A 26,900-nucleotide genomic window follows, 5' to 3' on the forward strand; every position below is an offset into this window, starting at 1 on the left:
AGATAAGTAACATATACTTGTCTATACAAGTTGTCGCAAGCGTGCTTTTAACAAAAAAGATACAATTTTATTATACTGCGGCAGCAATCACGCTTTTCAGGACATAAACCGCCCTTGCAGGCGATAGCGGGAACCCGGGAAGAGCAAACGGGCATGAGAGACAATGGATGACGCAGACCAGGTTTTACGGCGGATCAACAGACAGGGATCGTGTTCTTTGATATTCAGCAGCGCGCACTCTTCGGCACTGGCGCGGACCGCTTCAACAATATGCTCGCCTTCCGTTAAAGGGGCTATCAGCGACAGATACGCATGCGGCGTAGTCTGGCTGTAATCCTGCGCCAGATACGCTGGCACAATTTCGGCATTCACGCAGCGATCTTCAATCTGCACCGGCAGTTCGTTCTCGTAGTGCACCATGACAGAGTGAAAAATGGAGGTGCCTTCTTTGACGTTTAACACCAAAGCTTGCTGCGCGCTTGCCTGGGTTCGTTCAAGCGTGATCACCTCGCAGCGGTGCTGATGCTGACGGGCGTTGATTTCATCCGCGATGCTGCGAATTTCAAACAGCGCAGACTGGCCCTTCGGCTCGGCGACAAACGTCCCTACGCCCTGCAAACGAACCAGTAACCCTTCATCCGTTAACTCACGCAGCGCCCGGTTGATGGTCATGCGGCTGAAACCATACTGCGCCACCAGCTCCGCCTCAGAGGGAATGCGATCGTGAGGTTGCCAGATACCGCTGGCAATCTTTTCGCTGATCTCCTGTTTGACCTTTTCGTAAAAAGGTGCCGGAGCAGAACGGGATGGGAGCATGCGTAAGCCTTCCTTAAGCTGAGAATGTGAGTGGGTACAGTTTACAGGCATTACCCGAACCTGATAAGCGCAACGCCATCAGGTATATCAGTGCCACCAGTGCGCGATTTGCCAACCTAATCGCGCCGCAACGCGCGCCGCTCTGCCATCATCGTCAAAGCGTGGATTAAATTCAACCATATCCACCGCCTGCAGTTTACCGCTACGACACAGGGGTTCAATCAGACTCAGCAGCGTCGCCAACGGTACGCCCAGCGCAGCGGGTGCCGACACGCCGGGCATTTCCCACACCGGCAGCACGTCGAGATCGATAGTCAGATAGATAACATCCAGGTTGGCGACAAACTGCGCTAACTGCGCCTGCGCCGTTGCACAGTACAGATCTTCCACCACGGTCACACCAAGCCGCTGCGCCTCATCCCATAACGCCTGGGTGTTTGCCGCCCGACTGACACCGATACAGGCATAGTGAAATTCCCGCTGCTGTTCATCGCAAAGCTGCGCCAGTTGGCGAAACGGTGTGCCGGAAGTAGCCTGATCGGCATGGCGCAAATCGAGGTGGGCATCGAAGTTGACGATCCCCACTTTCGCCTGCAGGAACGCATCCAGCACGCCTGCGCCGTGCGCAAATGCGGTTTCGTGTCCTCCTCCCAGAACAAAGGTACGTATATTCTCCTGCTGACAGCGCTGCACCGCATTGCGTAGCGCCTGCTGCGCGCCCTCAAGGTCGGGGGCCTGGGCCACAATATTTCCCAGATCCACCAGCCGATGATGCCCATCGTGGCTGGCTAAATTCGCCAGCGCCTTGCGCAGCACATCAGGCGCTCCGGCGGCTCCCGTCCGGCCCTGATTACGTTTCACGCCTTCGTCGCAGGCAAACCCAAGCAGCGCTATCTGCTCGCGATACATTTCTGGGCTAAATGTCGGGCTCAGCGTGATCGTCTGAAACAGGCGCAGCGCATTCGGCGATTCGGCGCGGTCATCACGTCCCTGCCACAACGCAGGTGAAACAGGTTGCCAGTGAGTCATACTATTTGTCCTTTGAATACGCGTTGGTAGAGCGGGTTCCGCCCCGGTTCATACAGGATCTCGACCGGGAGAGTTGCATCCCACACCACAAAATCGGCCACAAACCCGGCCTTCAATTGACCATGAGTGGTATGACGTCCCAGCGCCCGGGCCGCATGACGGGTGACGCCCGCCCATGCTTCTTCCGGCGTTAAGCCAAACTGAACGCAGGCCATATTCATCGCCCAGTGCAGGCTGATAAACGGGCTGGTACCTGGGTTAAAATCTGTCGCCACCGCCATCGGTACCTGATACTGACGCAGCAACGCCACCGGCGGACGCTGTTGCTCTTTAAGGAAATAGAATGCGCCGGGCAGCAGCACGCCGACCGTACCGCTTTGGCTCATCGCCGCTACGCCCGCTTCATCGAGATATTCAATATGATCGGCGGATAACCCGTGGTAGCGGCTTACCAGCTGTGCGCCACCCAGCAATGACAGCTGTTCAACATGACCTTTAATCGGGATGCCCAACGCCTGCGCGGCCTGAAACACCCGCTCGCTCTGCGCCAACGTAAAACCCACGCTTTCACAAAACAGATCGACGGTCTCGAACAGCCCTTGTTCCCACAGCTGCGGCAAAATGGTCTCGCACACCAGCGTAATATAGCCGTCAGGATCATCCCGGTATTCTGCTGGAGTCGCATGGGCAGCCAACAGCGTGGGGCTTATTTCAATGATATTCTCCGCCGCCAGCGCCGCTGCCACGCGCAATATTTTCTCTTCTGTCTGCAAATCCAGGCCGTAACCGGATTTTATTTCCAGCAACGTAACGCCTTCTTTGATTAGCTGTTCCATACGCTGATGCGCTAGATGTAAGAGTTGCTCATCACTGGCGCTGCGAGTTGCTGATACGGTGGCATTGATCCCCCCGCCCTGGGCGCTTATCTGCTGGTAGGAGACACCGTTTAGCCGCTGCTCCCATTCGCCTGCGCGGTTTCCACCAAAGACCAGATGCGTATGACAGTCAATCAGGCCAGGTGTAATTAGCCTGCCCTGCATATCAAAGGTATTGTCATGTGTGAGATAGAGCGATGACTCCGGGACGATATCGCGAATCTTCCCCTGGCGGACGATCAGCGCATGACCCTCCACCAGCCCATACGGGGTGTTACGTTCGGGATCCATGGTCGCCAGACGAACATTGCGCCAGATAACATCATCAGGGAAGAATTGCTGCATTCGACTCACCACTTGTCATAGGTTGTATAGACATTTATTTTTGATTATACGGATGTTGTCAACCTGAAGGACCGTAATTGTTATGTATTTGTGATATAAGAACTCTCCGCACCGGGCATTACGGCGATAAAAACAACTTTTTACCTTTTAACCTTCCCGTTTCGCTCAACTTAGTATAAAAAAGCAGGCTTCAATGGATAACTTTCAAAGCCCGGAGCAACCTGTGAACATATCATCAGTTTCCCGTCTGGCGCTGGCAATGGCTTTTGGCGTGATGCTGACCGCCTGTAGCTCTACGCCGCCCGATCAAATTCCTTCCGATCAGACCGCGCCAGGTACTTCTTCGCGCCCGATCTTGTCGGCCAATGAAGCGAATAACTTCGTTGCTGCGCACTATTTTTCCGCGCTGACGCCAAACACCGCGCCGTGGAGCCCTTCTGCTATTTCTCTGCCTGCACAGCCTGACTTCGTGGTTGGCCCGGCTGGGACTCAGGGCGTCACCCATACCAGCATTCAGGCTGCGGTTGATGCGGCAATCATCAAACGTACTAACAAACGTCAGTACATCGCGATTATGCCGGGCGAGTATCAGGGCACGGTATATATCCCGGCAGCAACGGGAAGTCTGACGCTGTACGGTATGGGCGAAAAACCGCTGGATGTGAAAATTGGCCAGGCTATTGATGGTGACATGAGCACCGCAGACTGGCGTCGTACGGTGAACCCGGGCGGTAAATACATGCCGGGTAAACCGGCGTGGTATATGTTTGATAATTGCCAGAACAAGCGCGGCACAAATATTGGCGTGATGTGTTCTGCCGTCGTCTGGTCGCAAAATAATGGTCTGCAATTGCAGAACCTGACCATCGAAAACAATCTGGGTGACAGCGTTGATGCGGGTAATCACCCGGCCGTTGCGCTACGTACCGATGGCGATAAAGTGCAGATCAATAAGGTCAACATCCTCGGTCGCCAGAATACGTTTTTCGTGACTAACAGCGGCGTACAAAACCGTCTGGAAAACGATCGTCAACCGCGTACTTTGGTAACCAACAGCTACATTGAAGGCGATGTGGATATTGTTTCCGGTCGCGGCGCCGTGGTGTTCGATAACACCGATTTCCGCGTTGTGAACTCCCGTACGCAGCAGGAAGCCTATGTGTTTGCACCAGCGACGCAGTCAAACATCTACTACGGCTTCCTCGCCACAAATAGCCGCTTCACGGCGAGTGGTGATGGCGTGGCACAGTTGGGCCGCTCGCTGGATGTCGATTCAAACACAAACGGTCAGGTCGTTATCCGCGACAGCGTGATCAACGAAGGCTTTAACATGGCAAAACCATGGGCTGACAGCGTTATCTCGAAGCGTCCTTTTGCCGGTAATACCGGTGCACAAGATGACAAAGGTGAAATCCAGCGCAACCTGAACGACACCAACTTCAACCGCATGTGGGAATACAACAACCGCGGTATCGGTAGCAAAGTGGTTGCCGAACCGAAGCAGTAATCACAGCCATCAAACCGCTGGCGGGAACACTCCCGCCAGCCCCCTTCACCGCTTTCAACGTCTTTTCTTCACACAGGTCATATTTTCACCAACGCAGGTTTGAAATCGATCGCGTGAATCAATCTATTTATAGCCAAAATAATTCGAGTTGTATGAAGGCAAGCCCAGGCGCTAACATAAGTAAGTTACAGAAACGATTAACTTGATAAATATTATTCTGCCGCTAAACTCAATTTTTAACCCAAAATAGATAAAAGCTAATCCATATTAATTTTAATATATTAACCCCATCAATATATTTTACTCTCTGGAAAAGGGAAATTACCGTAACGTTATCTAAAAACAACTCAAAAAAACCTTATGATATTTGTTATATATAAAATATACATATGGAAAAATGATTCAAAAACAACTCATCTGACCAGTCACCTTTTTTCCTAATTATCCCGTCACAACCTTTAGCTTCTGGTGCTTTCTTAAAAATGCCGCATATAATGTTTTGGCACAATGTGTGTGGGGTTAATTTTTTAATTTTTCAGTAACCAGCAATATCTAAGGATTGATAGACATGAAAAGCATGATTCATTCATGGAAAAAAAAGGCAGCACAGTATCGTGAATTGAAAAAGCAGAAAGGCGTAACGCTGCTTGAAATTATCATTGTACTGGGCATTATTGGTATTATTGCCGCAGGTGTGGTTATTCTGGCACAGCGTGCGTTTACATCTCAGGATATTTCAGACCTGACCGATAATACGAACTCTGTCCGTGTTGCGATGACAGAGGCGTATAAAGACTCCGCTGAATATCCGGCTCGCGCTGATTCAAATTCAGAAACAAAAGCTGGGATCGAGACATCATCTGGAACATCCGCAATCGTTGGTCTGGTCAAGATGGGTAAAATCGGTCCTAGCGAAGCGTTCAATGGATTCTCTAACGATGCTTTTGAAATTGGACCTGCAAAACTTTCCGCTACTGCCGCGAAGAATAAAGCTTTCTTTATGGTAATCAACGGACTGGAGATGGAAGATTGCCGTAACATTGTGTCACAGATTGGTTCTCAATGGGATTACGTGGCGACCACTACAGCGGCTGCAGGTGCAATGTCTGGTAATGCTGCAGCAATTGATATCAGTGTTGAAGCGAACCCTGCTACTGGTATTTTGAAAACAACGACTGATGATAAGTTAACGCCTGCCAATATCGTCGCAACTGGTGTCTGTGACACTGATCCAACTGGTCCAACTAACGCTATCGTTTTAGGTAGCCGTTAATAAATACTGGCAATATTTTTTTAATTTGTTGTACTTATTCTGCCCTCTTTATTAGAGGGCAGTCCTTCTAAATGGACTTTATAAATGATAAGTAAGCACAGCACGAATGCTCACGGCCGTCAGGCAGGCGTCACCCTTCTTGAAATGATTGTTGTGCTTGCCATTATCGGCATGTGCCTGATGACATATGCCAATTATAAACGAAAAGAAGCCCAGCAAAGTCACCAGCTTATTGTCGCTGATATGATCGTCCGTGATATTTCTGGCGTAATGCGCTTTATTGCGCAAAATAAACTGAATGTTCTGGGGGGCGGTGAAGAAGCCAACCCACTATTCGGGACGAAAAATACTAACGTCACCGTCGCGAATTATGATAATCGCGTATCTAATAAAACCTTACAGGATCAACCTTATCCTAATACGGATACAGACAAATTTTATTCCGGCTGGTCTGTTGGTGTGTCAACACAAGCCCAGGTATCGCCCACTCGAGGTTCTCGCTATCTGTTTCTGGGTAGTGAATGTAAAAATGGCAATAACCCGAAAGGGAAACTGCCCTTCGCCCTTGCGGAGTCTATGCTGCCGTGTGAACTGCGCCCTGGCGCCGAATCGCTGGAGCTGATGCTGGAACGCGTGGACTTCGTCAACAACATTCGGCAAGCCGGCACCAGCGGGCCAGGTATTGAACGTGTCGACTTCTACATCACCTACCAGACAGATGCCGAGAACGAAGGCCTCCATTTTGCCGGATTTATTAAGCCGCTGGAAAAAGCGCTGAAAGGCGTCGATCTCAGCTATCTGCAGGCGGTGGTGTTTGAAATCGAGGGTAACGGTAATTTTAAACTGGTAACCTCGGCCTCAGGCCAGCCGCTGCAGATGGGGGACGTTCCCAATCATATGGACAGGCTCAATGCGAATAAACGTTACGGCATTCGCTTAAGCTTAGACAAAAGCAGTGAAGATATTGCAGCCGATGGTTCCGTTCCAACGGCCAAACTATGCTGGAACGATGCCAAAGACGAAGCCGGACCGTGTATTACGGCGATTGATGAAGACCGCCTGCTGATTACCAGCAGCGATGCAACGGGCAAAGATAAAAACGAACCGGCGATGTGCTGGAGCAGAGAGCAAAACAAGAGCACGCTGTGCCTGGCGGCAATGGACAGCAACGGCGTCAATCCTGGCGCGGATAACCCGGACGATCGCATTCTGCATCTGCGTACCAGCGCGGATAAAACAGACGGTAGCGAGGCAGAACCTGCTTTACCAAGCTCACTCAAAGGCACCACCGGCACGCTGTACGCCAATATCGTGATGGAAAATACCTCGCGCAAACATCCGGAAAAATGGCATGTGGCTTACGATCAAGTAGAGGCAAACGCGCTTAAGGATGGTCAGCAGAATAATGATGATACCACTCGTGTATTTTCTGATGCCTTCAGTGGTCAATATGAGCTGGTGACGCCCACCACCACTTTTTATCAGTCATTTAAAAACGATTATCCGCAGGGTAAAGGTCCGACAGGGGCTGATGATATTTATAAAGAGGCAAATAAGAGTACAAATTACGATGGTCTCTTAAGTGAGCCGGGCGTGATTCGTTTACCGTTGCAAACGTGTCCTAAAGTAACCGGTATCGATAAAGACGGTAACACCACGCTGCGAAGCCTCTATCCCCGCCTGTCGGTCGCCATATCATCGGTCGCGGCAGATGAGAATGCTGAAACAGACACTGGTTATACTGACTACACCCAGCAGGGGGCAACGCGTTTGAATACCGTTAAAACCCGCAACAAAGTGGGGGCGGTAGCGGGTGTTGCGATCCAGGCCAATATAGTGGTTAACAAAGATACAGCAGCCCCTGCCAACGATCCGGTGAAAAGGGACAAAAACGGAACCTTTGAGGACTGGATCGCGGAAGACTGGTTCAAAGGTGCAGGTACCAGGGACGACCCCGCCCCCTTCTGGTTAATCAGCGCCACCTCGGCAATGATTAATCCCGATGGTGATGGTATCAATAAAATGAATCCGCAGTCTCTCTCAGTGGTGATTAACCAGTGGTGTAGCACGATCCCGCAAGGGGGAATGATTTCATCCGAAGGTTACGCCTGGAAGACGGCGATGCCGAATAAGTATGTGCTCCATTCTCTTGTTGCGGAAGATAACGATCTTAAGTTTTATAAAGAAGACGGTAATAAACTTGATATTCCGGACCATGAAAGAATCACCTATTAATCATTGGAAGAGTAAGATGAAAAAAACATGGATAATTGGGGCTGCCGTGTCCGCATTATTAGGCAGCCAGGGAAGTTTTGCCGCCAGCGCACCAGCCGGGCAAAAAATTGACGCAGGGATGTTAACCACCACGCCAGTGAAAGAAAGTACAACCACGCCGCGAAATCCCTTTTCCGGGGATGATACGGTGAAAAGCGTCGCACCTGTCAGTGCGCCAGTAATGGAAATAAAAATTGATTTACTGGAGGAGGAGTTATTAAGCCAGCAGCTTTCAAAATGGGCGCAGCAAAATGGCTATAAGCTGCTCTGGAACAGCTCAACTGATTTTGTTATTTACAAGGCAATTCATTTGCAGGGTAAATCAATACAGGATGTGCTGGTTAAGCTTGGACAAGTATTTACGTCAGAAAACTACGGGCTGGTGATAAAAGACTACCAGGCGAATAACGTACTGATCATTGATGAGCAGTAATTAAGCAAGGGAATAATGCTATGAAAATTAAAGTTTCGCTTCTGGCGTTGACGCTGGCTCTTCAGGGTTGTACGTCTATTGATACCAAGTACGATAAAAGTATTGTCCCGCAGGAAACCGGCAACCCGACCACTCCGGATGAGATGAAAACGACCGGTTATATGAAATATAACGAGCCTTATCTGGGCAAAAAGGTTGAATATAACTCCCGTAAACAGGCGCTGCTGCGTAAGCAGGTGAGTATTCAGTCCTACGAGCCTACCGATCTGGCGACAATTCTTGAGGCGGTGACCGCGCAAACCGGTATTAGCTACCGTATTAATACTTCCATTCCCGGTGGAAAATCGGATGCGGGGGAACCGGAGTTCCGTAGCGTTAAGTTCAACGGAACGTTTGAGGAATTTACCCGCTATATTTCCGCACTATATGACGTGAACCCAGTGCTGGATAACAACGGCGTGCTGGTCGTCTCTTATTTCCAGAACTATGTGCTGAAGCTGGATTTTTACGGCGAAGACAACAAGTTTGAGACCAGTCTCGACCTGTCCGGTAATGAAGCCACTACCGGTGGCGGTCTGAAAGGCAAAGCCGAAACCAAATTTGAATCCAGCTTCTGGGACGACGTTGAGGATATGGCGGAAAAATTCGTCTCCAGCGGCGTTTACAGTATTTTTAAAGACGCCTCGATTCTGACGATCACCGCGCGTCCTTCGGAGTATCACGCGCTGAATGAGTCGCTGAAGAAATTCCAGGCGGATAATACCCGTCAGTTTGTCGTGACTTACAAAATATTTACCCTTGATAAGCGCAAAACGAAAGAGCTGGGCGGCGGGGTCAATATGACCTTCAATGACGGGACCTCCTCTTTTGGTATCGACAGCTCAGAAATGCTGATGAAGCTCTCCGGCGGCTTAACCGCAGGCTGGACCAATCAGCATATGAATATCAGCTCTCAACTGGATGCCCTGTACGAACTCACCGGCAGTAAGGTGATCCAGAGCGGTTCGTTTATTACCCGTAATAACATCCCTATTCCACTCAACATGACCACGTCGCAATATTATGTCTCCAGTCGCACCAGGGAAGAAGACTCCAATTCAGGAGACGTCAGTACGGAGGTGGAAACCACGGAACTGGTCACCGGCACCAGCTTTATTCTTACCCCGCGTATCTTAACCGACGGGCGAATTGAAGTGGCCAGCGGCTTTACCAAGCGCTACCTCAACTCAATCGATACCTTTGATGAAGTTCAGTTGCCGTCGGTAAGCACGACGGAAATGTTTAACATTTCCACAATTACGCCGGGTAGCCTGCTGCTGGTCAGCAAATACGAAGCGAAAGAGGATGCTGACGGTCAGGGATGGTCGGTGCTGGCAGGCTCGGTTACCAACAGCGATCATGTCGAAACGGTGGTTATGGTAGTCGGTATTGATAATTACCGTGCCCCAACGCAGACCCGATGAGGGCATCATGCTTAAGCACTTATCAGAAAATCGGGTATTAATTGATCTGGTCTGGAGCTACGAGCCCGCCTCTCACGAACCTTATTATCTTGACTGGCTGGCGCATTTACGGCGAACCCATCGCCAGTTAACGGTCCTGTCGGATGAAGGGGAAATGGTTACGGGTTTCTGTACTAAACACTCCACCTTATATGAGCCTTTCGCCCTGTGGATGAAAGCTCTGTACGGTGACGGTATTTATTATTACGAGCAGGTGGAAAGCTGCTATTTCCTGATTATCTCGCACGGTGTTCCCGTTTCGGGCAGCGATCGTCTGGTCTCCAGACGCTTCTGGATGAAGCTGAAAGAGCAGTTGAAAGAATCGCCACAGTATGCGGAGCTACCGTTAATTCAGTTAACGGAACAGCACATTGAGGCGGTGATTGAAGGCTGTACTGGACATCAGCAGCGGCAGAAAAAGCGGCGACAGATGATGATCGGCGCTCTGATAGCAGGCGGCATCGTATTTTTACTGGTGTTTATGACACTACTGAAATTATTTATAAAAGGATGAGAACGTGGCGGTCTCTGAAAATCTCTATTTCTGGAAGCGTCGTAATATAGGGGGCGCACCTACCGGACGAGGCGGTAAAATTATCGTCTGGGTCGTTACGCTACTGATTTTATTAGCTGGCGGCGGCGGGTCGGGCTATTACTATTTTATCTGGAAACCGGAGCAGGAACGATTAGCCAGAGTCAAGGCTGAACAGGCTGCCCGCCAGCAAAAAATCAAAGCTATCGAAGATTTTTATCGCAAGTCACTCACGGGCGGCAGCATTTCTGATGCCAGCCTGCTGCTGGAGCAGCTCTTGCTGGCAAATAAAAAACTGTCGCAGGTGGGCTTTGCGCCAAAAAGTATTGAATGTACCAGTACGGGTTGCTCACTCAGCTATGCGCTGAATCCAGGGCGGATATTTAGCGTGGCCGATATTAATCTCTGGGGCAAAACCTGGTCGCCCAGTTTTTCAAAAAACACGCTGGACTATACGGGCGTTGAGTCCGGGATGAATAAACACCCATGGCTCAGCGCGTGGCAGAGTAAAAATACGGTCAATCTGCCGGTCTGTACCGATGTATTAAGTTATATCAGCACCTGGAACTCATTAGGCGGACGAAATACCGAACTGGTATTAACGGGAATGCCCTCCTCTGCCGTCGGGCAAAATGAAAGCGCGCTGAAAAGTGCGGTAACGTCATTCGGCATGCTGTTCGTCGGTTGGACGATCACCTCACCGACCAAAATGGATTTCTCAGGCGTGTCGTTGGTGTTGAATAAGCAACCCTTTGCCGACGCGTTTATTATCAAATCAATCGTATTCACTGAAAACTCAACGCTCGTTACCGGAGGACTGGCATGCAAAAAGGGAAATTAATTATTGCGGGAATAGTGTTGACGCTTTCACCTGCTCTTTACGCCGCAGATACGGCAGAAATCATCCCCGCGCAGGAGGTTGTGCAAGCGGAAGGCACGCCGCCGTTAAGCGACGTATCGCCGATGCAGGATCACGTTGTTGAGATGATAGAAAAAGATTTCAACTTCGAGAGCCAGTACCGCGAGCTGGCGAATCAGCTTGCGCTGGAAAAAGTCCGCAGCGAGCTGCGTAAGCTTCGCGGTGAGAAAAAGACGGATAGCGCAGCGATTATGCCGGTGAGCACCGCCAGCACAATGGATTATATTAGCGCTTCCCCAGGAGCAACCTCAGAATCTGCGCCTGGGCTGCGGCCGCTGCTGATTTCCGAAATCGCGGGTCAAAAACGCGTGGCGATTGCCGGCGCCGACGGCGGCGTGAAGATGGTGCCGCTGAATCAGCGTTTTAGTTACGGCGGTTATGACTATATTGCGCGTCATAACAAGGCAAATGACGTGACGGTCGAGGTTGTGGGTAAGTGATCGATTATATCCAGTTTAACGAGGAGAATATTCATTCTCAGGAGTGGCAATTCCAGGAGTATGACGGCGATATTCTGGTTGCTGAGCATGCGGATGAAGCCTGGTTACTGGTATCCACGCCTTTGATTGATAATCTGGCACCAATGCAGGCGGTGTGCCACCGCCTGCAGGTTTCCCATAATATTCAGGTTAAGGGAATAGCGCAGGTTACTGAGAAAAATTATTACCTGATCGTTGAACAACTGCTGTCGGCGGGAAGTAAGCTGCTTGAACAGGAAAGCAGTAACACACAGCTTGCGCTGGAAGAGATGCTGAAAAAGGCCGTGGCGTTGAAGGCCAGCGACCTGCATATCACCCGTAATGATATGGTGGCGAATATTGAGCTGCGCATTAACGGCGTGCTTTGTCCGTTTATACAGATGAAGGCGTCACGCTGCGATGAGCTGGTGTTCGTGCTCTACAACGTTGAGGCAAGCACCCGCGACACCACCTGGAACCGCAATATTGCGCAAAACGCCAATATCCTCTATTCGCTGGCGGGGAAAAGCTACCGCTTCCGCTATGCGCACTATCCGATATTTGGCGAGACCAGCGATTGCTATCACGCGGTATTGCGAATTATTCCATCGGGTCTGGACAGAGCCAGCGTCGCGAGCCTGGATAAGCTTGGCGTTTCCGATGAGGAAATTAGCGACCTCAAAAGGATCCTGAGTAACCCCTACGGCGCTTATATTATTGCCGGAACAACCGGTTCGGGGAAATCCACTACCCTGAAGAATTTGATGGAATGGATGCAAATCAACCGCTATGACAATCGCGGCTGTTTTCTGACCGTAGAAGATCCGGTCGAATATCAGATCTATGGCGCGACGCAAAGTTCGGTATTAAGCGGCGAATCCGGAGGATTCCATTCGGCGATCAAATCCTCGCTGCGTCGCGATCCGGACGTGCTGATGGTGGGGGAAATTCGCGACAATATCTCTTCTAACGCGCTGGCTGGGGCGGTGGAAAGTGGTCACTACTGCTTTACCACCGTGCACGCAGGCAACATCGTTTCGTTATTGCAACGCTTATCCGCGCTCGGTATTACCAGCGATAAGCTTTCAACGCCGGGCTTTATTGCGGGCTTACAGTGCCAGAAGCTAATACCGGTACTGTGCCCGCAGTGTAAAACGTCGTTACGGACCACCGCCATTAAGGGACGCGAATTCCAGCTTTATGAAAAAAACGCTGAAGGCTGTCCGGCCTGCAAACACACCGGTATTGGCGGACGCCAGCTGGTGATGGAGTATTTGCTGCCGGTGTATGACGAGCTGGAGGCCATTGCTGAACAGAAGTGGCTTAAAGTTTATACCGTCTGGCGCGCGAAGCGATTAAAACAGACCGGCCTGAGTGAAGGATTCGAAATTAAAGAAAAAACAATGGCGGCGGTACTTCAGGGACGCGTGTGCGCGACCTGGTTTCAAATGGAGTTTGGGCAAGTCGTTCAGGAAGAGCTGGAGGTAATAGTTGAAAAAATTCGGTAAGAAACAGCGTATTTATCTTTATCAGTTTTGCGCAGACATGATTAACGCTGAACTTCCGTTGTATGACGCGTTGCAAAAATTACGCGCGGAAGGGGAAAAACTGCTCGGCAAAGGATTTGCTAAACGTCTGGAAGAGCTGACAAGCAAAATGGCGAAAACCACCTCCATTGCGATGGTTTTCGAGGGGCTGGTCCCTGAATCTGAACTGAGCGTGATTAACGCGGCGGAGCGCAGCGGCAGCCTGGCCGACGGTTTTATCACCCTGGTAAACGTAATTAATTATAACGACGAGCTGCGCAAGAAAATCGTCGGCGCCATCACCTTCCCGCTCATTATGCTGGTCCTGTCGCTGGTGGTGATAGGCGGTTATGCTTATAAAGTGTTCCCGGCTTTTGAAGGCGTTGTACCGGTTGAAAAATGGCCTGGCGTCACCAGCGCGCTCTATATTTTTGGGATGGCGCTGTGTAATGGGCTGTGGATATATATCCTCATTGGTTTTATTGCGCTGGTTACCGTGATCAAAATAGCGATGGGCAAAATGACCGGGAATATTCGTAATCAGTTTCTTGACCGAATTATGCCGTTCTCAACGTATAAGCAGTTGACCGCCTCTATTTTTCTCAACAACCTGGCGCTGATGTTAAAAAACGGCATTCCGCTCAACGATGCGCTCAGCATTATTAGCCTGAACTCCAGCCGCTGGCTGCGCTGGCACCTGGCCGGGATGCAGAAGAAAATGGCGGCAGGCGTCAGCTATGGGGAGGCGCTCAATTCGGGTTTACTGAACACGGAAACGCTGCTCAATATCAGCCTTTACGCCGCGCTACCCTCGTTTAATGAGGTGCTGCTGGCGGTATCGAATAAATCACGTGAACACATTCGGGAATATATCACTAAACTTTCCGGGTTATTAAAAGCGCTCTCCACGCTGATATTAGGCGGTTGCGTAATATGGGTTTTTGCCGCGTTGTTTTCGCTCAGCGACAAGTTGGCGGCGATGGGCGCCAGCGGTTCTTTTTAGGAAAATTAAATCATGGAACTGTTAATGCCATGGATGGTGGCTATTTTTATCCCACTTGGATTGCTGTTTGGTAGCTTAGCCAACGTGATTATTTATCGTCTGCCGCTGATGCTTGGCGTGATAGATGAGGATGATTCAGAAGGGGCGGCTGTTAATTTGTGGTGGCCGCCGTCGCACTGCCCTGCCTGTAAATCAGATATTAAGCCCTGGGATAATATTCCGGTTCTCAGTTGGCTGTTACTGAAGGGCAAATGCCGCCAGTGCGGCATTGCGATCCCGGTTATTTATCCGGTTTCTGAACTGGCGATGGGGCTGGTATGGGGGGCGCTGGCCTGGTTTTACCTGCCGCAATGGTCTCCTCAGCTCGCGCTGGCATATGCGCTGTTGTTTATGGTGCTCTACAGCGCGGCGGTTATCGATTTTAAACATCTGATTCTGCCGGACGCGCTGGTCTTCACCGTGCTCTGGGGCGGGCTACTGCTTGCCGCATCGGGCTACTCCATGGTGCGGGTGAAGGACGCGGTTTATGGCGTCGCCGCCGCCTGGCTTCTGTTGTGGAGCGTGATGAAGCTATGGGAGACGTTGTGCAAACGCGACGGTCTGGGTTACGGCGATGTCAAGCTCTACGCCGCCTGCGGGGCGTGGCTTGGCTGGCAGCGCCTGCCGGAATTACTTTGCTTTTCGGCGCTGGCCGGGCTGCTGTTTTACGCCGGTGTGCGGTTCTTTTATACGCAAGAGGATGACAAACATCGCTTTTATATTCCGTTCGGTCCGGCTATCGCGCTGGTCGCGTTTTTACTGCTGCTCTGACGGAGGTCGATCGTGTCGTGTCTGATATGGAGCATATGGCTGACAATGTCGCCGCTGGCGACGACCAGCTGCGAGCAGGCCTGGCAGCAGGCTTTCGTTCCGTCATTACAGGCGGCGCAAATGTGGTCAGAAGAGAACCTGAGGATGCCGTCCAGCGCTGCGGCGGTGGATGATGATAACGCCCCAGTACGCTTTATCTGGCCCGTGGCGAAGCGCCAGATCAGCTCAGGATTTGGACAACGCCTGCACCCTGTGCTGGGGCGCATGATGCAGCATAAAGGCATGGATATTCCTGTGCCATTCGGCAGCAGCGTGCATGCAATTGCCGACGGCGAAGTGGTGGAGAGCGGCTACGGTCGCGGCACCGGGTACTTTATCACTCTCCGTCATGCGGACGGCTGGTTGAGCCGCTATTTTCATCTCGCCTCTGCGCGGGTGCGTAAGGGCGAAAAGCTGACGGCGGGCGAAGAGATCGCCGCATCCGGCAGCAGCGGTTTTAGCACCGGTCCGCATCTGCATCTGGAAATTGCCTGGCGGGGCGTGGCACTCGACCCACAGCCCTTGCTGAACAACACCCCGATGCTGGCGCGCGCCGGACGGGCGTCCACGGAAGAAAAATCCGACGCTCAGCCTCGGGTGGTGCTGGTTTCTCAGGGACCGGGCGGAACCCGGATTACCGTCCGGTTTAACAACAAAACGCGCACCGTGGCACCAGGTAGTATGGTGTTTGGCGACTATCAGGTCGTGCTGTTGCGCAGTGGTAAATATCAGATTATTTCCGTCGCATAAAGAGGGAGTGACAAATGAAAAGGACTGTTTTATCGGCAGGGCTGATCTCGGCAATGCTGCTTTTTAGCACAAGTGCAATATCTTCGAATAATGCTCCCAATTCAGGAGACGACCTCAGTGCAAATTTTGGTTTTCTGAAACGCACGCCGGCCTCGCTGGGGCCGCATTATTTTACCGTTCGGGTAACGGCAGAGACGTTTAGTCGGCAATTTAGTACTGAGGCTATACAATCGTATGGCGTGAACGTGTACTGGAAAACGAAAGGGTACGATCAGGATAAAGGTCGTAATAATCTTAGTGTTACTGCACCAAATTTACCGCGTTGTCCATTTAAAGAGGAAAGGCAATGTGATAACAGTAGAGACAAACTTAGAGGTAATTCGGAGGCTTCATCAGAACACCTTGAAGGTTTGCTTTATAGTTATCTCGAGATTGACAATGGTATTTATATTCAGGGCAAGGTCCCCGATAAACTTCAAAGAGCGACACGGTTCTTTAGACATCGCTATGGCGGTTACGAGTATCCACCGGCGAATAAGCAGGATGAGGTGGACGATCCTAATGTCCGGCTCTCAGCGATCTTTTTTTCCCAAAGCGAAGCCCCCTGTGAGAAAGCAGGCAGTCGATTCTGCGGTGGCCAGGATGGACATCAAGTCCCTAAAGACATACTTATATCAAGTAACGATCTGGAATATCTCGTCATTGAAGTCATTGGTTTCCAGCATACGAATAAGAGAGTGTTTAAAAATGACGCCTTTTATACCTTCCCTATTGCGGCTGTAAAATATGTCCCCACAGGGCAGGGCAAGAAAATGAAGATATTAAGATCGGATAGGCATGCCAAGCCAGGAATGGGGATGGAAATGTTTGCGGCTACTTTCCCTTCGACGCCCCCCAATAACGATACGGATGGATATTGGGATGTCGGTGCTACGTCTATTCATGGTGATGCAGATGAAATCGATTTCACAAATATTGACGTTCTCAAGGTGAAGCTTTTCTATAATTCTCGATACCCAGACTGGGACACACCTGAGGACACGGGGATTTATTTTCAATTAGAAAAGACGGATTTAATATGTTTCCCCTGGGTCAATGCTAAGTGTATTTATCCGTTGAAATAACTTATTTTCCCCGCGAGGTTCACACGGATGTAAACCTCGCTTTTATCTTTGAACAGGCTTTTCCTGCTCTGACTGATGGCGTTAGTAAGCGTTCACCACGACCCACATCGGTCCCTGCCCCACCGCATAACGCCCCTTCTCTGCCAGCAGCCCCTGCTCGCCAGCAATCTCATACACCGCGATATGGTGCGATTTCTGTCCGGCGGCAATCAGGTATTTACCGCTGTGATCGATATTAAACCCGCGCGGCTGAGTTTCAGTAGGCTGGAAACCCTCTTTGGTCAGCACGCTGCCATCTTCAGACACGCTAAAGATCGTAATCAGGCTGGCGGTGCGGTCACAGGCGTACAGATGACGACCATCCGGTGTAATGTGAATATCCGCTGCCCAACGGGTATCAGTGAAATCAGCCGGCATCATATCCAGCGTCTGCACACACTCAATCTTGCCGTATGGATCTTTCAGCGCCCAGACGTCAACGGAGCTGTTCAGCTCATTCACACAGTAGGCAAATTGCTTATTCGGATGGAACGTCATATGACGCGGGCCAGCACCTTCAACGGTGGTCACTTCTGCCGGTTCCTGCGCCACCAGATGTCCATCATCGCTTACCTCAAACAGACAGATACGATCCTGTTTCAACGCCGGAACCCACAGGATACGGTTATCCGGTGAGATGTTGGCCGAGTGGCAGCCGTCCAGACCTTCAACCACGTCAACCTGTTCCACCGGCAGGCCATCTTCCAGACGCGTGACGCTCACGCTCCCGGCGTTATAAGAGCCGACAAACACGAAACGTCCCTGATGATCGGTAGAAATATGCGTCGGGCTACCCGGCAGCGCAGACTCCGCCGCGAAGGTCAGCGCACCGTCATCAGGCGCAATGCGGTAAGCCAACACGCGAAACTCCGGGCGCACGCCAACATAGAGGTAGCGCTTATCCGGGCTGACGACCATCGGCTGTACCTGACCCGGCACATCAACCACCTGCGTCAGCGTCAAAGAACCATCATGATTCAGGCTCCAGACGTGGATTTGCTGACTTTCAGGGCTGGCGGTATAAACGGTTTGCTTCATGAATACTCCTTTGCTTTTTGGCAGGTGGCTGCAATTGCCTGACACACGCCTAAGGTAGACGCATTTAACGGTGAATGCTTAATTAAGGCGCAGAATTTTGTCCGGCTCCCGTCTCGGTGTACCATTCCAGCAGACAAAATTCTCAACCTTAATCTGGAAATAACTATGACCGCACGCGTGATTGCCCTGGATTTAGACGGTACCCTGTTGACTCCGAAAAAAACCTTACTGCCATCCTCTGTTGAAGCGCTCGCGCGCGCCAGAGAAGCAGGATACCAACTTATCATTGTCACAGGTCGCCATCACGTTGCTATTCATCCTTTTTATCAGGCACTGGCGCTCGATACACCTGCAATTTGCTGCAACGGCACCTACTTGTATGATTATCAGGCAAAAACGGTACTGGAATCCGATCCCCTTCCGGTAAACCAGGCATTACAGCTGATCGAAATGCTGGATGAACATCAGATCCACGGGCTGATGTATGTGGATGAGGCCATGCTGTATGAGCGCCCAACCGGACATGTGGTGCGTACCGCTAACTGGGCGCAAACCCTGCCGCCGGAACAGCGCCCTACCTTCACCCAGGTACCTTCGCTGGCGCAGGCCGCACATGACGTTAACGCCGTCTGGAAATTTGCCCTCACCGACGAAGATATTCCGAAACTGCAGCAGTTTGGTAAGCATGTTGAACAACAGTTGGGGCTGGAGTGTGAATGGTCCTGGCACGATCAGGTCGACATTGCCCGTAAAGGCAACAGCAAAGGACGACGCCTTACCCAGTGGATTGAAGCACAGGGCGGGTCTATGGAAAACGTCATTGCCTTTGGTGACAACTTTAACGATATCAGCATGCTGGAAGCCGCAGGTACCGGCGTGGCGATGGGTAATGCCGACGACACGGTCAAAGCCCGCGCCAACATCGTAATTGGTGACAACACCACCGACAGCATCGCGAAATTTATCTACTCCCACCTGCTGTAATCACGCGGTAATCGACACGCTTTTAATTTGCGCGTACAGCCACAGGCCAGGTTTGATACCCAGTTCATCCCTGGCCCACGGGCTGATCCTCGCCCACAGCGTTTTACCGCCCACTTCAAGCTGAACCTCCACCTGACCATTATCGTCATAGCACTGCGCGACTTTCGCCCGCAGCACGTTACGAATACTGGTCTGCTGCGGCGGTTGAAGCACCAGCGAAACATCAGATGCCTGAATACGAATACGCAGCGCAGTTTGCAGCGGTTGATCCAGCTTATTGACCCATAGATGCTGATCGCCAAGCGCCAGTGCAGTCATTGCGTAATGTGGATGATGTTCCAGCACGCTGACTTTCAGAATGCTGCTTTGCTGTTCCTTTGGTAGCCACGGGTGCATCACGCTGCTGCCCCAGACATCTTCCAGCGAACCGAACGCTTTGACCTGCCCGTTTTCCAGCACCATCACTTTGTCTGCCAGGTGCAAGATTTCATCGAGCGAGTGGCTGACGTACAGCATCGGAATATTAATTTCACGTGCCAGGCGTTGCAGGTAAGGCAACAGTTCGCGCTTACGCGGGATATCCAGCGAGGCTAACGGCTCATCAAGCAACAACAGTTCCGGCGCGGTAAGCAGCGCCCGACCGATGGCTACGCGCTGTTTTTCACCGCCAGAAAGACCGCCAGGCAGACGGTCAAGCAGCGATTCAATGCCCAACAGGGCCACCAGCTTATCAAACTGTCCGGCCATACTTTTCGCCATACCGTAACGCAGGTTGCCGCGCACTTTATAATGCGGAAACAGGCGCGCATCCTGGAAAACATAGCCCACCCGGCGTTTTTCGGGCGTTAAACAGATACCGTTCTCGACGTCGTTCAAAACCCGTCCGTTAAGCACGATGCGCCCGGACTGCGGCTGCGTCAGGCCGCTGATGGCGTTAATCAGCGAGGTTTTACCCGCACCGGAAACGCCAAAAATAGCGGTGATCCCACTGGCTGGCAGCGTTTCATTGAGCGTCAGGCAATGCGTCCCCAGCGTTTGGGAGAAATTAAGTTCCAGCATGATTACCGCCCCGTCCGTTCACGGCTAATACGCGCCAGCCATTCAGAAATCAGCAGTGAAATCAGCGCTAACACAATAGAAATGATACATAACCTTGCCGCCGCGCTTTCGCCACCAGGGGTCTGGATCAGGGTATACATCGCCGATGGGATAGTGCGGGTTTCGCCAGGAATATTGGAGACAAAGGTAATCGTTGCGCCAAATTCCCCGAGGGAACGCGCGAACGCCAGCACCGTACCGACAATGATGCCGGGTAGCATCAGCGGTAAAGTAATCGTGACAAATACGCGCCAGCGTCCAGCACCCAGCGTGCGGGCCGCCTGCTCCAGCTTGACATCGACACCTTCCAGCGCCAGACGAATAGCCCGTACCATAAGCGGGAAAGACATCACCGCCGCAGCCAGTACCGCACCGCGCCAGCTAAAGGCAAAGGTAATGCCAAACCAGTCATACAGCCATTCGCCAATGAATCCGCGGCGTCCCATGGCGACCAACAGCAGATAGCCCACCACGACCGGCGGCAGTACCAGCGGCAAATGCAGAACGCTGTCGAGCAGCGCTTTGCCCGGGAACTTGCATCGCACAAGCAGCCAGGCAAAGAAGATCCCAAACGGCAGACTAAACAACACAGCCAGGGAAGAAACTTTCAGGCTCAGTATAACGGCCTGCCATTCAGGATCGGTCAGTATCATTACTTGGTCGTAAATCCATAACGTTTAAAGATTTCAGCAGCCTGCGGTCCTTTCAGGTAATCATAGAACGCGCTGACCGTTGCGTTTTTGTGCCCATCAACAATTGCGATAGGGTATTCCACTTTTTTGTGTGAATCTTCCGGGAAAGTCGCAACAACTTTTACACCCTTGCTGGCGACAGCATCGGAACCATAGACGATCCCCAGCGGCGCTTCGTTACGCTCTACCAGCGCCAGCGCACCGCGCACATCTTCGGCAGGTGCCAGTTTCGGGGCCAGGGTATCCCATGCCCCCAGTTTTTGCAGCGCTTCTTTAGCATAAATGCCCGCCGGAACATGTTCCGGATCGCCAACGGCCAGACGCCCACCATTTAACAAACGGGTCCAGTTGGTTTTGCTGTCGATGGTGAAGTCTTTCTGCGCACTGTCTTTCGGTGCGACAACCACCAGGCTGTTACCCAACAGCGTTTCACGCGTTGCGGTATCAATCGACTTTTTGTCTACCGCGTAATCCATCCATTTCTGATCGGCAGAGATAAACAGATCGGCCGGTGCGCCTGCTTCAATCTGGCGCGCCAGCGTGGAAGAAGACGCAAAAGAGGAGACAACATCAACGTTCTTCTCTTTTTTGTATTGCGTCGCAATATCCTGCATCGCGTTAGTCAGTGAAGCCGCTGCGAAAACAGTAATCTTTCCTTCATCCGCCAGCGCATGCCCGGCAACAGTAAGAGAAAGTGTTGCCCCGGCAAACAAGCGTAACCATGTACGTGCCATCTGTAACTCCTTTGAATTTCGTTATGTAGCCGCAAATATAACGAGTAAACCAGGATTTTCCCAGTGGTTATTGATACCAATTTGAGGTTACACGAAGAAAATATCGGCAGGGAAAGCAGGATCTTGAGAAACGGTAGACTGAGAAAACGGGTTGGAAGGCGTAAAAAATATAAACGCCCGACTGAGCGGGCGTTTGGGGAATCAATGATTCTGTCTGGACTGGTCTTTTTGACCGATACCGGAGAAAATGTTGAACACTTCACCCAGTCCGTAAATCAGACCCAGAATGATGGCCATTACCACAGGTACCATGATTACGGCGAATACCAGACTTTTCAATAACTCTAACATGGTCAACTCCAGATGTAGTCCTTAGCTGTATTCTAACCACATAACGCAGAAAAGCACTCCCCTTTTGTGCGGTCGGCTTTGCTCAGGCACGGTTTTCCGTCACAATACCCTTTTTTGCCAGGAGCTTGTGATGCAGGCCGAAATCCTTCTTACGCTGAAACTTCAGCAAAAACTGTTTGCCGATCCCCGTCGCATTTCTCTGCTTAAGCATATTGCGCTTTCCGGCTCTATCAGTCAGGGCGCGAAGGATGCAGGTATTAGCTACAAAAGCGCCTGGGATGCGATTAACGAAATGAACCAACTAAGCGAGCAGACGCTGGTTGAGCGCGCCACCGGCGGCAAAGGCGGCGGCGGCGCGGTATTAACGCGCTACGGCCAACGCTTAATCCAGTTGTATGATTTGCTGGCGCAGATCCAACAAAAAGCCTTTGATGTTTTGAGCGATGACGATGCGCTACCGCTCAATAGCCTGCTGGCGGCTATCTCTCGATTTTCACTGCAAACCAGCGCCCGTAACCAATGGTTTGGCACAATCACCGCCCGCGACCACGATCAGGTCCAGCAGCATGTCGACGTCCTGCTGGCCGATGGCGAAACGCGCCTGAAAGTGGCGATCACTGCGCAAAGCGGCGAGCGTCTGGGTCTTGAGGAAGGCAAAGAAGTACTGATTCTGCTGAAAGCGCCGTGGGTAGGAATCACTCAGGACGACGCCATCGCTCAGGCCGCCGATAACCAGTTGCAGGGCACGATTAGCCATATTGAACGCGGTGCGGAACAGTGTGAAGTGCTGATGACGTTGCCAGACGGCCAGACGCTGTGCGCCACCGTTCCGGCCCAAGACGCCGCAACGCTGCAAGAAGGCGCTAACGTCACCGCATGGTTTAATGCAGACAGAGTGATTATCGCCACGCTGTGCTGAGTAGATTGACATCAGCCTGAAGAACACGTATCCCTGTTATTAATCGCTGCAAATAATGGGATACAAAATGTCATCGTTGCAAATTTCGCAAGGCACGTTTCGTCTTAGCGACACAAAAACGCTCCAGTTAGATGCGTTGACGTTAAACACGGGTGATAGCTGGGCGTTTGTTGGCGCTAACGGGAGCGGGAAATCCGCGCTGGCCCGCGCACTGGCGGGTGAGCTGCCGCTTCTGAAAGGCGAGCGCCACTGTCAGTTCACGCGTATTACCCGACTCTCCTTTGAGCAGCTACAAAAGCTAGTCAGCGACGAGTGGCTGCGAAACAACACCGATCTTCTTAGTCCCGGTGAAGACGACACCGGGCGCACCACCGCCGAAATCATCCAGGATGAGGTCAACGATCCCGCCCGCTGCGCTGCGTTGGCGCAGCAGTTTGGCATTTCTTCCCTTCTCAACAGGCGTTTCAAATACCTTTCCACCGGTGAAACACGCAAAACCCTGCTCTGTCAGGCGTTAATGTCCGCGCCGGATTTACTGATCCTTGATGAGCCCTTTGACGGGCTGGACGTGGCGTCACGCCGTCAGTTAGCAGAACTGCTCGCGGAGTTGCATCAGGCCGGCTTTACGCTGGTGCTGGTACTTAACCGCTTTGATGAGATTCCCGAATTCGTGCAGTTTGCTGGCGTACTTGCCGATTGCACACTGACAGAAACCGGCGCAAAAACCGACCTTCTGCAACAAGCATTAATCGCTCAGCTTGCCCATAGCGAGCGGCTGGAAGGAATTCAGTTACCTGAACCGGACGAGCCTTCGGTGCGCCGTACGTTGTCAGATAACGAGCCGCGAATTGTGCTTAACGATGGCACGGTCTCGTATAACGATCGCCCTATCCTTCACCATTTGAGCTGGCAGGTAAATCCGGGGGAACACTGGCAAATCGTCGGCCCCAACGGTGCGGGAAAATCAACTCTGCTCAGTTTAATCACCGGCGATCACCCTCAGGGCTACAGCAACGACCTGACCCTGTTTGGCCGTCGCCGTGGCAGCGGTGAAACTATCTGGGATATCAAAAAACACATCGGCTACGTCAGCAGCAGTCTGCATCTGGATTACCGGGTGAGTACCACAGTTCGCAACGTTATTCTCTCTGGTTATTTTGATTCAATCGGCATCTATCAGGCCGTTTCCGACAGGCAGCACAAGCTGGTGCAACAGTGGCTGGATATCCTTGGCTTCGATAAACGTACCGCGGATGCGCCATTTCATAGTCTTTCCTGGGGACAGCAGCGGCTGGCACTGATTGTTCGCGCGCTGGTTAAACACCCGACGTTGTTGATCCTTGACGAGCCTTTGCAAGGGTTAGATCCGCTCAATCGCCAACTGATTCGCCGTTTTGTGGATGTGCTAATCGGTGAAGGTGAAACTCAACTGCTGTTCGTCTCTCACCACGCCGAAGATGCCCCAGCCTGCATAACCCATCGACTGGAGTTTGTGCCCGAGAACGACATCTACGCCTATCGACTAACGTCTCTGCGTTAGTTTTCATTGCAGGGCGTTTATCACGCCCTTTTTTTCTGCTTTTTTTCAGACAAACGCTGAAATAGCAACCTAACATAATGATTTAAAATAAAATAACCATTAAAAATGCGTGAAACCCATGGAGTGTAAACGATTCCACTAATTTATTCCGTGTCACACTTTTCGTATCTTTGTTATGCTATGGTTATTGCATACCATAGGCTTAACGGAGCGAATTATGAGAGTATTGGTTACAGGTGGTAGCGGTTACATTGGAAGCCACACTTGCGTGCAGTTGTTGAAAAACGGTCACGAGGTGGTGATCCTGGACAATCTCTGCAACAGCAAACGCAGCGTTTTGCCCGTCATTGAGCGTTTAGGTGGCAAGCAGCCGACCTTCGTGGAAGGGGATATCCGTAACGAAGCGCTGATAACCGAAATTCTACACGATCATGCCATTGACACGGTCATTCATTTTGCGGGTTTAAAAGCCGTTGGAGAATCGGTTGCCAAGCCGTTGGAGTACTATGACAACAACGTCAATGGCACCCTGCGTCTGGTGAATGCAATGCGCGCCGCCAACGTGAAAAACTTCATTTTCAGCTCCTCCGCGACCGTCTATGGCGATCAGCCGCAAATTCCTTACGTTGAAAGCTTCCCTACCGGCACGCCGCAAAGTCCGTACGGCAAAAGCAAGCTGATGGTAGAACAAATCCTGACCGACCTGCAAAAAGCACACCCCGACTGGAGTATCGCCTTACTGCGCTACTTTAACCCGGTTGGTGCTCATCCGTCGGGCGATATGGGGGAAGATCCGCAAGGTATTCCCAACAACCTGATGCCTTACATCGCACAAGTTGCCGTGGGCCGCCGCGAGTCCCTTGCCATATTTGGCAACGACTACCCAACTGAAGATGGTACCGGCGTTCGCGACTACATCCACGTGATGGATCTCGCCGACGGCCACGTCGTCGCGATGGAAAAACTGGCGGGCAAACAGGGTGTACATATTTACAACCTCGGAGCAGGCATCGGCAGCAGCGTACTGGACGTGGTCAACGCCTTCAGCAAAGCCTGCGGTAAACCCATTAATTACCATTTCGCCCCGCGCCGTGATGGTGATCTTCCAGCTTACTGGGCAGATGCCAGCAAAGCCGATCGCGAGCTTAACTGGCGCGTGACCCGCACACTGGATGAAATGGCACAAGACACCTGGCACTGGCAGTCACGCCACCCGCAAGGATATTCGGATTAAGGACCAATCATGACGCAATTCAATCCTGTCGATCATCCACATCGCCGTTTTAACCCGCTCACCGGGCAGTGGATCCTCGTATCACCGCATCGCGCCAAACGCCCGTGGCAAGGCGCACAGGAAACCCCGTCTAAGCAGGTACTGCCTGCACATGACCCGGACTGTTTCCTGTGTGCTGGCAATACGCGCGTTACCGGTGATGTAAATCCGGATTACACCGGGACCTATGTTTTTACCAATGATTTTGCGGCGCTGATGTCCGATACCCCGGACGCGCCGGACAGTCACGATCCGTTGATGCGTTGCCAGAGCGCGCGCGGTACCAGCCGCGTAATTTGCTTCTCGCCCGATCACAGCAAAACGCTGCCAGAACTCAGCATCCCTGCGCTGACAGAAATCGTAAAAACGTGGCAGGAGCAGACCGAAGACTTAGGGAAAACCTATCCCTGGGTGCAGGTATTTGAGAATAAAGGCGCGGCGATGGGGTGCTCGAACCCGCACCCGCACGGTCAAATTTGGGCCAACAGCTTTTTGCCCAACGAAGCTGAACGTGAAAATCGCCTACAGAAAGCATACTTCGCCGAACAGGGCGCGCCGATGCTCGTTGATTACGTCCAACGTGAACTGGCAGACGGCAGCCGTACGGTCGTTGAAACTGAGCACTGGCTGGCGGTTGTCCCTTACTGGGCCGCGTGGCCGTTCGAAACGCTGCTGCTGCCGAAAGCGCATGTGCTGCGTATTACCGATTTGACCAACGAGCAGCGTGCTGACCTGGCGCTGGCGTTGAAAAAACTGACCAGTCGTTACGACAACCTGTTCCAGTGCTCATTCCCCTACTCCATGGGCTGGCACGGCGCGCCGTTTAACGGTGAAGAAAACGAACACTGGCAGTTGCACGCGCACTTTTACCCGCCGCTGCTGCGTTCCGCGACCGTGCGTAAATTTATGGTCGGTTATGAAATGCTGGCAGAAACCCAGCGAGATCTGACCGCAGAACAAGCGGCTGAGCGACTGCGTGCGGTCAGCGACATCCATTTTCGCGAATCCGGAGTGTAA

General features: G+C 51.8%; 26 protein-coding genes. 18 read left to right on the top strand and 8 right to left on the bottom strand.

Translation table 11 applies throughout. The annotated features are described in order from the left end of the window. Window positions 1–96: 96 nt before the first annotated feature. From HV352_RS16095 to hutI, 3 genes are all read right to left on the bottom strand, one after another. On the bottom strand, window positions 97–816 hold the full coding sequence (locus HV352_RS16095; RefSeq protein ID WP_016152334.1) for a histidine utilization repressor: 720 nt from the start codon (window positions 814–816) through the stop codon (window positions 97–99). An 87-nt stretch (window positions 817–903) separates the two neighbouring features. Continuing rightward, entirely contained in the window at window positions 904–1,845 is a 942-nt protein-coding gene (hutG, locus tag HV352_RS16100) for a formimidoylglutamase (RefSeq protein WP_181634883.1), read from the bottom strand. Beyond that, window positions 1,842–3,065: an imidazolonepropionase gene (gene hutI / locus HV352_RS16105; protein WP_181634884.1), complete on the bottom strand. Its 1,224-nt coding sequence runs from the start codon at window positions 3,063–3,065 to the stop codon at window positions 1,842–1,844. The genes hutG and hutI overlap by 4 nt, the downstream gene beginning before the upstream one ends. A 223-nt stretch (window positions 3,066–3,288) precedes the next feature. Here hutI and HV352_RS16110 point away from each other — a divergent pair, with 223 nt between their 5' ends. The 13 genes from HV352_RS16110 (at window position 3,289) to HV352_RS16170 (ending at window position 17,215) form a co-directional block, all read left to right on the top strand. Beyond that, complete coding sequence (locus HV352_RS16110) at window positions 3,289–4,572, top strand: putative acyl-CoA thioester hydrolase (protein WP_181634885.1); 1,284 nt, start codon at window positions 3,289–3,291, stop codon at window positions 4,570–4,572. 568 nt (window positions 4,573–5,140) lie between these two features. Continuing rightward, the gene (locus tag HV352_RS16115) at window positions 5,141–5,845 is read left to right on the top strand and encodes a type IV pilus major pilin (RefSeq protein WP_181634886.1); all 705 of its coding nucleotides are present in this window, start codon (window positions 5,141–5,143) and stop codon (window positions 5,843–5,845) included. Between the two features lie 84 nt (window positions 5,846–5,929). Next, window positions 5,930–8,080 (top strand): prepilin-type N-terminal cleavage/methylation domain-containing protein, encoded by a 2,151-nt coding sequence (locus HV352_RS16120; RefSeq protein WP_181632748.1) that lies wholly within the window; start codon window positions 5,930–5,932, stop codon window positions 8,078–8,080. Between the two features lie 16 nt (window positions 8,081–8,096). After that, window positions 8,097–8,552, top strand: a complete 456-nt coding sequence (locus HV352_RS16125) for a TcpQ domain-containing protein (RefSeq protein WP_181632749.1) — start codon at window positions 8,097–8,099, stop codon at window positions 8,550–8,552. A 20-nt stretch (window positions 8,553–8,572) separates the two neighbouring features. Beyond that, a complete protein-coding gene (locus HV352_RS16130) occupies window positions 8,573–10,015 on the top strand; it encodes a type II and III secretion system protein (protein ID WP_049040755.1) in 1,443 nt (480 codons plus the stop codon). A gap of 7 nt (window positions 10,016–10,022) precedes the next feature. Further along, window positions 10,023–10,568: a hypothetical protein gene (locus HV352_RS16135; protein ID WP_103283646.1), complete on the top strand. Its 546-nt coding sequence runs from the start codon at window positions 10,023–10,025 to the stop codon at window positions 10,566–10,568. Between the two features lie 4 nt (window positions 10,569–10,572). Continuing rightward, window positions 10,573–11,427, top strand: coding sequence for a hypothetical protein (locus HV352_RS16140; protein ID WP_181632750.1), 855 nt, complete (start codon window positions 10,573–10,575; stop codon window positions 11,425–11,427). Further along, window positions 11,409–11,945: a hypothetical protein gene (locus tag HV352_RS16145; RefSeq protein ID WP_181632751.1), complete on the top strand. Its 537-nt coding sequence runs from the start codon at window positions 11,409–11,411 to the stop codon at window positions 11,943–11,945. Before HV352_RS16140 ends, HV352_RS16145 begins: the two co-directional genes overlap by 19 nt. Before the next feature lie 143 nt (window positions 11,946–12,088). After that, window positions 12,089–13,471, top strand: a complete 1,383-nt coding sequence (locus tag HV352_RS16150; RefSeq protein ID WP_131341739.1) for an ATPase, T2SS/T4P/T4SS family — start codon at window positions 12,089–12,091, stop codon at window positions 13,469–13,471. Beyond that, a complete protein-coding gene (locus HV352_RS16155) occupies window positions 13,455–14,492 on the top strand; it encodes a type II secretion system F family protein (protein WP_181632752.1) in 1,038 nt (345 codons plus the stop codon). Before HV352_RS16150 ends, HV352_RS16155 begins: the two co-directional genes overlap by 17 nt. A gap of 12 nt (window positions 14,493–14,504) precedes the next feature. Then, window positions 14,505–15,302 carry an A24 family peptidase gene (locus tag HV352_RS23815; protein ID WP_103929041.1) on the top strand — a complete coding sequence of 266 codons (798 nt, stop codon included), beginning with the start codon at window positions 14,505–14,507 and terminating at the stop codon, window positions 15,300–15,302. A gap of 12 nt (window positions 15,303–15,314) precedes the next feature. After that, on the top strand, window positions 15,315–16,091 hold the full coding sequence (locus tag HV352_RS16165; RefSeq protein ID WP_233896706.1) for a M23 family metallopeptidase: 777 nt from the start codon (window positions 15,315–15,317) through the stop codon (window positions 16,089–16,091). A 14-nt stretch (window positions 16,092–16,105) separates the two neighbouring features. Next, entirely contained in the window at window positions 16,106–17,215 is a 1,110-nt protein-coding gene (locus HV352_RS16170; RefSeq protein WP_181632753.1) for a hypothetical protein, read from the top strand. 81 nt (window positions 17,216–17,296) lie between these two features. Here the strand turns inward: HV352_RS16170 and pgl are convergent, their stop codons facing one another. Then, window positions 17,297–18,292: a 6-phosphogluconolactonase gene (gene pgl / locus HV352_RS16175; protein ID WP_049042052.1), complete on the bottom strand. Its 996-nt coding sequence runs from the start codon at window positions 18,290–18,292 to the stop codon at window positions 17,297–17,299. A 165-nt stretch (window positions 18,293–18,457) separates the two neighbouring features. Between pgl and HV352_RS16180 the strand changes: the two genes are divergently transcribed. After that, entirely contained in the window at window positions 18,458–19,276 is an 819-nt protein-coding gene (locus tag HV352_RS16180) for a pyridoxal phosphatase (RefSeq protein ID WP_181634887.1), read from the top strand. On the opposite strand, the gene modC is transcribed toward HV352_RS16180, so the two are convergent. From modC to HV352_RS16200, 4 genes are all read right to left on the bottom strand, one after another. Beyond that, window positions 19,277–20,335, bottom strand: coding sequence for a molybdenum ABC transporter ATP-binding protein ModC (gene modC / locus HV352_RS16185; protein ID WP_016152328.1), 1,059 nt, complete (start codon window positions 20,333–20,335; stop codon window positions 19,277–19,279). A gap of 2 nt (window positions 20,336–20,337) precedes the next feature. After that, entirely contained in the window at window positions 20,338–21,027 is a 690-nt protein-coding gene (modB, locus tag HV352_RS16190; protein ID WP_016152327.1) for a molybdate ABC transporter permease subunit, read from the bottom strand. Further along, window positions 21,027–21,800, bottom strand: coding sequence for a molybdate ABC transporter substrate-binding protein (gene modA / locus HV352_RS16195; protein WP_016152326.1), 774 nt, complete (start codon window positions 21,798–21,800; stop codon window positions 21,027–21,029). Before modA ends, modB begins: the two co-directional genes overlap by 1 nt. A 201-nt stretch (window positions 21,801–22,001) precedes the next feature. Beyond that, complete coding sequence (locus tag HV352_RS16200; RefSeq protein WP_003023026.1) at window positions 22,002–22,151, bottom strand: AcrZ family multidrug efflux pump-associated protein; 150 nt, start codon at window positions 22,149–22,151, stop codon at window positions 22,002–22,004. Between the two features lie 130 nt (window positions 22,152–22,281). On the opposite strand from HV352_RS16200, the gene modE reads away from it, so the two are divergent. The 4 genes from modE (at window position 22,282) to galT (ending at window position 26,900) form a co-directional block, all read left to right on the top strand. Beyond that, a complete protein-coding gene (gene modE, locus HV352_RS16205) occupies window positions 22,282–23,070 on the top strand; it encodes a molybdenum-dependent transcriptional regulator (protein ID WP_016152325.1) in 789 nt (262 codons plus the stop codon). A 67-nt stretch (window positions 23,071–23,137) separates the two neighbouring features. Then, window positions 23,138–24,610, top strand: a complete 1,473-nt coding sequence (gene modF, locus HV352_RS16210; protein ID WP_181634888.1) for a molybdate ABC transporter ATP-binding protein ModF — start codon at window positions 23,138–23,140, stop codon at window positions 24,608–24,610. 217 nt (window positions 24,611–24,827) lie between these two features. Continuing rightward, the gene (galE, locus tag HV352_RS16215; RefSeq protein ID WP_016152323.1) at window positions 24,828–25,844 is read left to right on the top strand and encodes a UDP-glucose 4-epimerase GalE; all 1,017 of its coding nucleotides are present in this window, start codon (window positions 24,828–24,830) and stop codon (window positions 25,842–25,844) included. A 9-nt stretch (window positions 25,845–25,853) separates the two neighbouring features. After that, the gene (gene galT / locus HV352_RS16220; RefSeq protein WP_181626319.1) at window positions 25,854–26,900 is read left to right on the top strand and encodes a galactose-1-phosphate uridylyltransferase; all 1,047 of its coding nucleotides are present in this window, start codon (window positions 25,854–25,856) and stop codon (window positions 26,898–26,900) included.

Source organism: Citrobacter sp. RHBSTW-01044 (genome assembly GCF_013781945.1).
Taxonomy (GTDB): Bacteria; Pseudomonadota; Gammaproteobacteria; order Enterobacterales; family Enterobacteriaceae; genus Citrobacter; species Citrobacter braakii.

What these genes read in the sequence shown, in the direction of transcription:
- HV352_RS16095 (WP_016152334.1), bottom strand. Translation starts at nt 816, where the DNA reads ATGCTCCCATCCCGTTCTGCTCCGGCACCTTTTTACGAAAAGGTCAAA.
- hutG (WP_181634883.1), bottom strand. Translation starts at nt 1,845, where the DNA reads ATGACTCACTGGCAACCTGTTTCACCTGCGTTGTGGCAGGGACGTGAT.
- hutI (WP_181634884.1), bottom strand. Translation starts at nt 3,065, where the DNA reads ATGCAGCAATTCTTCCCTGATGATGTTATCTGGCGCAATGTTCGTCTG.
- HV352_RS16115 (WP_181634886.1), top strand. Translation starts at nt 5,141, where the DNA reads ATGAAAAGCATGATTCATTCATGGAAAAAAAAGGCAGCACAGTATCGT.
- HV352_RS16120 (WP_181632748.1), top strand. Translation starts at nt 5,930, where the DNA reads ATGATAAGTAAGCACAGCACGAATGCTCACGGCCGTCAGGCAGGCGTC.
- HV352_RS16125 (WP_181632749.1), top strand. Translation starts at nt 8,097, where the DNA reads ATGAAAAAAACATGGATAATTGGGGCTGCCGTGTCCGCATTATTAGGC.
- HV352_RS16130 (WP_049040755.1), top strand. Translation starts at nt 8,573, where the DNA reads ATGAAAATTAAAGTTTCGCTTCTGGCGTTGACGCTGGCTCTTCAGGGT.
- HV352_RS16135 (WP_103283646.1), top strand. Translation starts at nt 10,023, where the DNA reads ATGCTTAAGCACTTATCAGAAAATCGGGTATTAATTGATCTGGTCTGG.
- HV352_RS16145 (WP_181632751.1), top strand. Translation starts at nt 11,409, where the DNA reads ATGCAAAAAGGGAAATTAATTATTGCGGGAATAGTGTTGACGCTTTCA.
- HV352_RS16150 (WP_131341739.1), top strand. Translation starts at nt 12,089, where the DNA reads ATGCAGGCGGTGTGCCACCGCCTGCAGGTTTCCCATAATATTCAGGTT.
- HV352_RS23815 (WP_103929041.1), top strand. Translation starts at nt 14,505, where the DNA reads ATGGAACTGTTAATGCCATGGATGGTGGCTATTTTTATCCCACTTGGA.
- HV352_RS16170 (WP_181632753.1), top strand. Translation starts at nt 16,106, where the DNA reads ATGAAAAGGACTGTTTTATCGGCAGGGCTGATCTCGGCAATGCTGCTT.
- pgl (WP_049042052.1), bottom strand. Translation starts at nt 18,292, where the DNA reads ATGAAGCAAACCGTTTATACCGCCAGCCCTGAAAGTCAGCAAATCCAC.
- HV352_RS16180 (WP_181634887.1), top strand. Translation starts at nt 18,458, where the DNA reads ATGACCGCACGCGTGATTGCCCTGGATTTAGACGGTACCCTGTTGACT.
- modC (WP_016152328.1), bottom strand. Translation starts at nt 20,335, where the DNA reads ATGCTGGAACTTAATTTCTCCCAAACGCTGGGGACGCATTGCCTGACG.
- modB (WP_016152327.1), bottom strand. Translation starts at nt 21,027, where the DNA reads ATGATACTGACCGATCCTGAATGGCAGGCCGTTATACTGAGCCTGAAA.
- modA (WP_016152326.1), bottom strand. Translation starts at nt 21,800, where the DNA reads ATGGCACGTACATGGTTACGCTTGTTTGCCGGGGCAACACTTTCTCTT.
- HV352_RS16200 (WP_003023026.1), bottom strand. Translation starts at nt 22,151, where the DNA reads ATGTTAGAGTTATTGAAAAGTCTGGTATTCGCCGTAATCATGGTACCT.
- modE (WP_016152325.1), top strand. Translation starts at nt 22,282, where the DNA reads ATGCAGGCCGAAATCCTTCTTACGCTGAAACTTCAGCAAAAACTGTTT.
- modF (WP_181634888.1), top strand. Translation starts at nt 23,138, where the DNA reads ATGTCATCGTTGCAAATTTCGCAAGGCACGTTTCGTCTTAGCGACACA.
- galE (WP_016152323.1), top strand. Translation starts at nt 24,828, where the DNA reads ATGAGAGTATTGGTTACAGGTGGTAGCGGTTACATTGGAAGCCACACT.
- galT (WP_181626319.1), top strand. Translation starts at nt 25,854, where the DNA reads ATGACGCAATTCAATCCTGTCGATCATCCACATCGCCGTTTTAACCCG.